This window comes from Streptomyces sp. NPDC045956 (assembly GCF_056430705.1).
Genome location: NZ_JBWKKZ010000020.1, coordinates 1 through 5,203, shown reverse-complemented (window position 1 = coordinate 5,203; position 5,203 = coordinate 1). Strand labels below are relative to the sequence as shown.

5 protein-coding genes are annotated in these 5,203 nt (G+C 69.4%); 3 read left to right on the top strand and 2 right to left on the bottom strand.

Going from position 1 to position 5,203, the window contains the following annotated elements; all coding sequences use genetic code 11:
• Positions 1-125 precede the first annotated feature (125 nt).
• Together AC07FV_RS34315 and AC07FV_RS34310 are read right to left on the bottom strand one after the other, a co-directional pair.
• The gene (locus AC07FV_RS34315; protein ID WP_479091642.1) at positions 126-680 is read right to left on the bottom strand and encodes a hypothetical protein; all 555 of its coding nucleotides are present in this window, start codon (positions 678-680) and stop codon (positions 126-128) included.
• Between the two features lie 126 nt (positions 681-806).
• Positions 807-1,046 carry a hypothetical protein gene (locus AC07FV_RS34310; RefSeq protein ID WP_479091641.1) on the bottom strand — a complete coding sequence of 80 codons (240 nt, stop codon included), beginning with the start codon at positions 1,044-1,046 and terminating at the stop codon, positions 807-809.
• 175 nt (positions 1,047-1,221) lie between these two features.
• On the opposite strand from AC07FV_RS34310, the gene thyX reads away from it, so the two are divergent.
• The 3 genes from thyX to AC07FV_RS34295 all read left to right on the top strand — a co-directional run bounded on the left by thyX (position 1,222) and on the right by AC07FV_RS34295 (position 4,931).
• Positions 1,222-1,962: an FAD-dependent thymidylate synthase gene (gene thyX, locus AC07FV_RS34305; protein ID WP_384703991.1), complete on the top strand. Its 741-nt coding sequence runs from the start codon at positions 1,222-1,224 to the stop codon at positions 1,960-1,962.
• 232 nt (positions 1,963-2,194) lie between these two features.
• Entirely contained in the window at positions 2,195-3,094 is a 900-nt protein-coding gene (gene dapA / locus AC07FV_RS34300) for a 4-hydroxy-tetrahydrodipicolinate synthase (protein WP_383650904.1), read from the top strand.
• A 151-nt stretch (positions 3,095-3,245) separates the two neighbouring features.
• The gene (locus AC07FV_RS34295; RefSeq protein WP_479091639.1) at positions 3,246-4,931 is read left to right on the top strand and encodes a ribonuclease J; all 1,686 of its coding nucleotides are present in this window, start codon (positions 3,246-3,248) and stop codon (positions 4,929-4,931) included.
• Positions 4,932-5,203: the final 272 nt, after the last annotated feature.

Below are 5,203 nucleotides of genomic sequence, written 5' to 3'. Positions count from 1 at the left end.
CTCCGCCAACCATCCCCCCCCTTCCCCCCCTCCCCCCCCCCCCCCCCCCCCCCCCACCCTCCCCCCCCCCCCCCCCCCCCCCCCCCCCCCCCCCCCAGCCCCTGTGACGAGCGTGTCGCGGGCGCTCAGCCCTGCCGGTACTCCGCGGCCCACGCCTCCACCGTGTCGGCGGCCCGGTCGAAGGACTCCTCACGGGCGAGGAAGTCTGCGCTGTGCGTGGTCAGCAGGGGCGGCAGGGTCTCCCCGGACCGGCCCTGCCGGACGAGAAGCAGCGCCTGCCCCTGCACGGTGCGCGGCAGCCCGAGCCAGCGCACCGGCTGCTGCACCGTGCGCACGCTGGAGACCTGCTGCCAGGCCACCGTGCGGGTGCTGAGGAAGCTCACCTGCCGCACGCCCCGAGCGCTCACCCAGGCGCCCATGCGCAGCAGGCGCAGGGCGCACACGATCATGACGACCGCGATGGCGAAGACCGCACCGGCGGAGGACAACGGAGCCGTGGCCGCGATGACGACACCCGCGAACAGGACGAACGAGGCGAGCAGCAGCGTCAGCGCCGCCGCCCCCACCCGCCAGGGCCCCGGCCGGTAGGGCCGGCGCCAGAGGTCGCGGTCGTCGTGGGGCAGCGCGACGTCGTCATCGGTGTCGAAGGCGCGGTCGGCCGTCAGGAAGGGCAGGGGCACGGCTGGTCCTCACTCGTTCCATGGCACGTTCTGTGCCCGGTGAGGCTACCGACCTGTGTCACCGGTCACCACCTTCGGGGCCCCGGATGGAGTCAGGAGGACCGGCCGGACCGGCCCGCGACGCGTCTAACGGCGCTCGGAGGCCTGTGACGGCTGCTTGTGGCCGGACGGCTGGTCGGCCGACAGGGCAGGCATCCCGATCACCAGGGAGCCCACGATCCCGGCGACGAGGGTGAGGCCGAGCAGCCAGCGCCCGGCCATCTGGCCCATGGACGCCCGCTCCCGGGGCGGGGGTGTGACATTGCTGCGGAACCTGTCGGCTTCGGCGACGAAGGCGAACGGCACGGGTTCACGCCGGCGGATCATGGAGGCTGCGTCTCCCTTCGGGGAATGAATGCATCGCTGTTACTCATACAGACGAACGAACGCCCCCGCGGGTGCCCTGTTTCACCGACTTCATCGCGGCACGCCACCGATCGCCCCTTTCGGCGGGCCGTAGAGTGGCCCTCGCCAAGCGACAAGATGGGAAGGCCCTGCACCCGTGACCGACACCCCCGCCGACGATTTCAAGATCGACCTTCGCAGCGACGTCACCGTCGAGCTGGTCAAGAGCGCCGCGACCGACTCGGACGTGCTGTTCGCCGCCCGCGTCTCGACCGCCGGGGAGCAGTCCCTCGACGAGCTGAAGAAGGACCCGGAGCGCTCCAAGGGTCTGATCAACTACCTCATGCGGGACCGGCACGGCAGCCCGTTCGAGCACAACTCGATGACCTTCTTCGTCAGCGCCCCGATCTTCGTCTTCCGCGAGTTCATGCGGCACCGCGTCGGCTGGTCGTACAACGAGGAATCGGGCCGCTACAGGGAGCTCCAGCCGGTCTTCTACGTGCCGGACACCTCCCGCAAGCTGGTCCAGCAGGGCCGCCCGGGCAAGTACGTCTTCGTCGAGGGCACCGCCGAGCAGCACGGCCTGGTGAGCCGGTCGATGGAGGACTCCTACCGCGAGGCCTACCGGACCTACCAGGAGATGCTCGCCGCCGGCGTCGCCCGCGAGGTGGCCCGCGCGGTGCTCCCCGTCGGCCTCTACTCGTCGATGTACGCCACCTGCAACGCCCGCTCGCTGATGCACTTCCTCGGCCTGCGCACCCAGCACGAACTGGCGAAGGTCCCGTCCTTCCCGCAGCGCGAGATCGAGATGGTCGGCGAGAAGATGGAGGAGCAGTGGGCCCGGCTGATGCCGCTCACCCACGCGGCCTTCAACGCCAACGGTCGCGTGGCCCCGTAACCTCCCGGCGGCCCCCCGGACCGGACGCCCATCGGACCGTCGGCACAGATGTACGCATCAGCCACCCGAAGTGTCCGTATTGCGGCGTTCTGAGAAGTTCACTTAGCCTGATCAAAGGGACCCGGCACTGCTTGAACCCCCGAGCAGGCAGTGCCGGGCTCCACCTCCCCTCCCGACCTGCCGCCTCCCCCGAGGGCAGACCCCGCCCTGAGCAACGAGTAGCGTGTAACCCATGGCTCCGACCTCCACTCCGCAGACCCCCTTCGGGCGGGTCCTCACCGCCATGGTCACGCCTCTCAAGGCGGACGGCGCACTCGACCTCGACGGCGCGCAGCGGCTCGCCGCCCATCTGGTGGACGCAGGCAACGACGGCCTGATCGTCAACGGCACCACCGGCGAGTCCCCCACCACCAGCGACGCGGAGAAAGCGGACCTCGTACGAGCCGTCCTGGAAGCCGTCGGCGACCGGGCACACGTCATCGCCGGAGCCGGCACCAACAACACCCAGCACAGCATCGAGCTGGCCCGCGCCGCCGAACGCGCCGGCGCGCACGGCATCCTGCTCGTCACGCCGTACTACAACAAGCCCCCGCAGGACGGCCTGTACCTGCACTTCACGGCCATCGCCGACGCCACCGGCCTGCCGGTCATGCTCTACGACATCCCCGGCCGCAGCGGCGTCCCGATCAACACGGAGACGCTGGTCCGTCTCGCGGAGCACCCGAGGATCGTCGCGAACAAGGACGCGAAGGGCGACCTCGGCCGCGCCAGCTGGGCCATCGCGCGCTCCGGCCTCGCCTGGTATTCGGGCGACGACATGCTGAACCTGCCGCTGCTCTCCGTGGGCGCGGTCGGTTTCGTCTCCGTCGTCGGCCATGTCGTCACCCCGGAACTGCGCGCCATGGTGGACGCGCACGTCGCGGGTGACGTACAGAAGGCACTGGAGATCCACCAGAAGCTGCTCCCGGTCTTCACCGGCATGTTCCGTACCCAGGGCGTCATGACCACCAAGGCCGCGCTCGCCCTCCAGGGACTGCCCGCCGGACCGCTGCGCGCGCCGATGGTCGGCCTCACACCCGAGGAAACCGAGCAGCTCAAGATCGATCTTGCCGCCGGCGGGGTACAGCTCTGACAACAGACTTGGCACCACCGCACGACCGGACTTCACAACTGAATACGCGGGCCACCGGTGCCCGCACCCCACCACGACAACTGCTTCTGCACGAACGTCACGCGCGCCACGTGCCCACCGGTACGTGGCGCGCGTGGTTGAGGAGAGTCTTTTGAGTCATCCGCATCCTGAACTGGGCCGGCCCCCGGCGCTCCCCAAGGGTGGCCTGCGGGTCACCCCCCTGGGCGGCCTCGGCGAGATCGGCCGCAACATGACGGTCTTCGAGTACGGCGGCCGTCTGCTGATCGTCGACTGCGGAGTGCTCTTCCCCGAGGAGGAGCAGCCCGGAATCGACCTGATCCTGCCGGACTTCTCGTCCATCCGGGACCGCCTCGACGACATCGAGGGCATCGTCCTCACCCACGGTCACGAGGACCACATCGGCGGCGTCCCGTTCCTCCTCCGCGAGAAGCCGGACATCCCGCTGATCGGCTCCAAGCTGACCCTCGCGCTCATCGAGGCCAAGCTCCAGGAGCACCGGATCCGCCCCTACACCCTCGAGGTGGCCGAGGGGCACCGCGAGCGCGTGGGCCCCTTCGACTGTGAGTTCGTCGCGGTCAACCACTCCATCCCGGACGCGCTGGCCGTCGCCATCCGCACCCCGGCGGGCATGGTGGTCCACACCGGCGACTTCAAGATGGACCAGCTCCCGCTGGACAACCGCCTCACGGACCTGCACGCCTTCGCGCGCCTGAGCGAGGAGGGCATCGACCTCCTCCTCTCCGACTCGACGAACGCCGAGGTCCCGGGCTTCGTCCCGCCCGAGCGCGACATCTCCAACGTCCTGCGCCAGGTCTTCGCGGGTGCCCGCAAGCGGATCATCGTGGCGAGCTTCGCGAGTCACGTGCACCGCATCCAGCAGATCCTGGACGCGGCGCACGAGTACGGCCGCCGGGTCGCCTTCGTCGGCCGCTCGATGGTCCGCAACATGGGCATCGCCCGGGACCTCGGTTACCTGAAGGTCCCGCCGGGCCTGGTCGTGGACGTCAAGACGCTCGACGACCTGCCGGACAGCGAAGTGGTCCTGGTCTGCACGGGCTCCCAGGGCGAACCCATGGCAGCCCTGTCCCGCATGGCCAACCGCGACCACCAGATCCGCATCGTCGACGGCGACACGGTGATCCTGGCGTCGTCCCTCATCCCCGGCAACGAGAACGCGGTCTACCGCGTGATCAACGGCCTGACCCGCTGGGGCGCGCACGTCGTGCACAAGGGCAACGCCAAGGTCCACGTCTCGGGCCACGCCTCGGCCGGCGAGCTGCTGTACTTCTACAACATCTGCCGGCCCAGAAACCTGATGCCGGTCCACGGCGAGTGGCGCCACCTGCGCGCCAACGCCGAGCTGGGCGCCCTGACCGGCGTCCCGCACGACCGCATCGTCATCGCCGAGGACGGCGTCGTCGTCGACCTCATCGAAGGCAAGGCGAAGATCGCCGGCAAGGTCCAGGCGGGCTACGTCTACGTCGACGGCCTCTCCGTCGGCGACGTGGGCGAACCGGCGCTCAAGGACCGCAAGATCCTCGGCGACGAGGGCATCATCTCCGTCTTCGTCGTCATCGACTCCTCCACCGGCAAGATCACCGGCGGCCCGCACGTCCAGGCCCGGGGCTCCGGCATCGAGGACTCGGCCTTCGCCGCCGTGCTCCCCAAGGTGGTCGAAGTACTGGAACGCTCGGCCCAGGACGGGGTCGTCGAGCCCCATCAGCTCCAGCAGCTGGTGCGCAGGACCCTCGGCAAGTGGGTGTCGGACACCTACCGACGCCGGCCGATGATCCTCCCTGTCGTCGTGGAGGTCTGACGGCCCGTCGGGTCTCCGACAGCGTCAACCAGGAGCGGGGCGCCTCGATTTGCATCGGGGCGCCCCGCTCCAGTACGTTTACATCTCCGCTCGGACGGGCACCCGACCACTTCGTGGTTCGGAGCCGGCCCCGGAGGGCGGAAATTCCGACTCAGAATCTCTGATAAAGTCGGAAGTGCCGGAAAGGGAAACGCGAAAGCGAGAACCTGGAAAGCACCGAGGAAATCGGATCGGAAAGATCTGATAGAGTCGGAAACGCAAGACCGAAGGGA

What these genes read in the sequence shown, in the direction of transcription:
- AC07FV_RS34310 (WP_479091641.1), bottom strand. Translation starts at nt 1,046, where the DNA reads ATGATCCGCCGGCGTGAACCCGTGCCGTTCGCCTTCGTCGCCGAAGCC.
- dapA (WP_383650904.1), top strand. Translation starts at nt 2,195, where the DNA reads ATGGCTCCGACCTCCACTCCGCAGACCCCCTTCGGGCGGGTCCTCACC.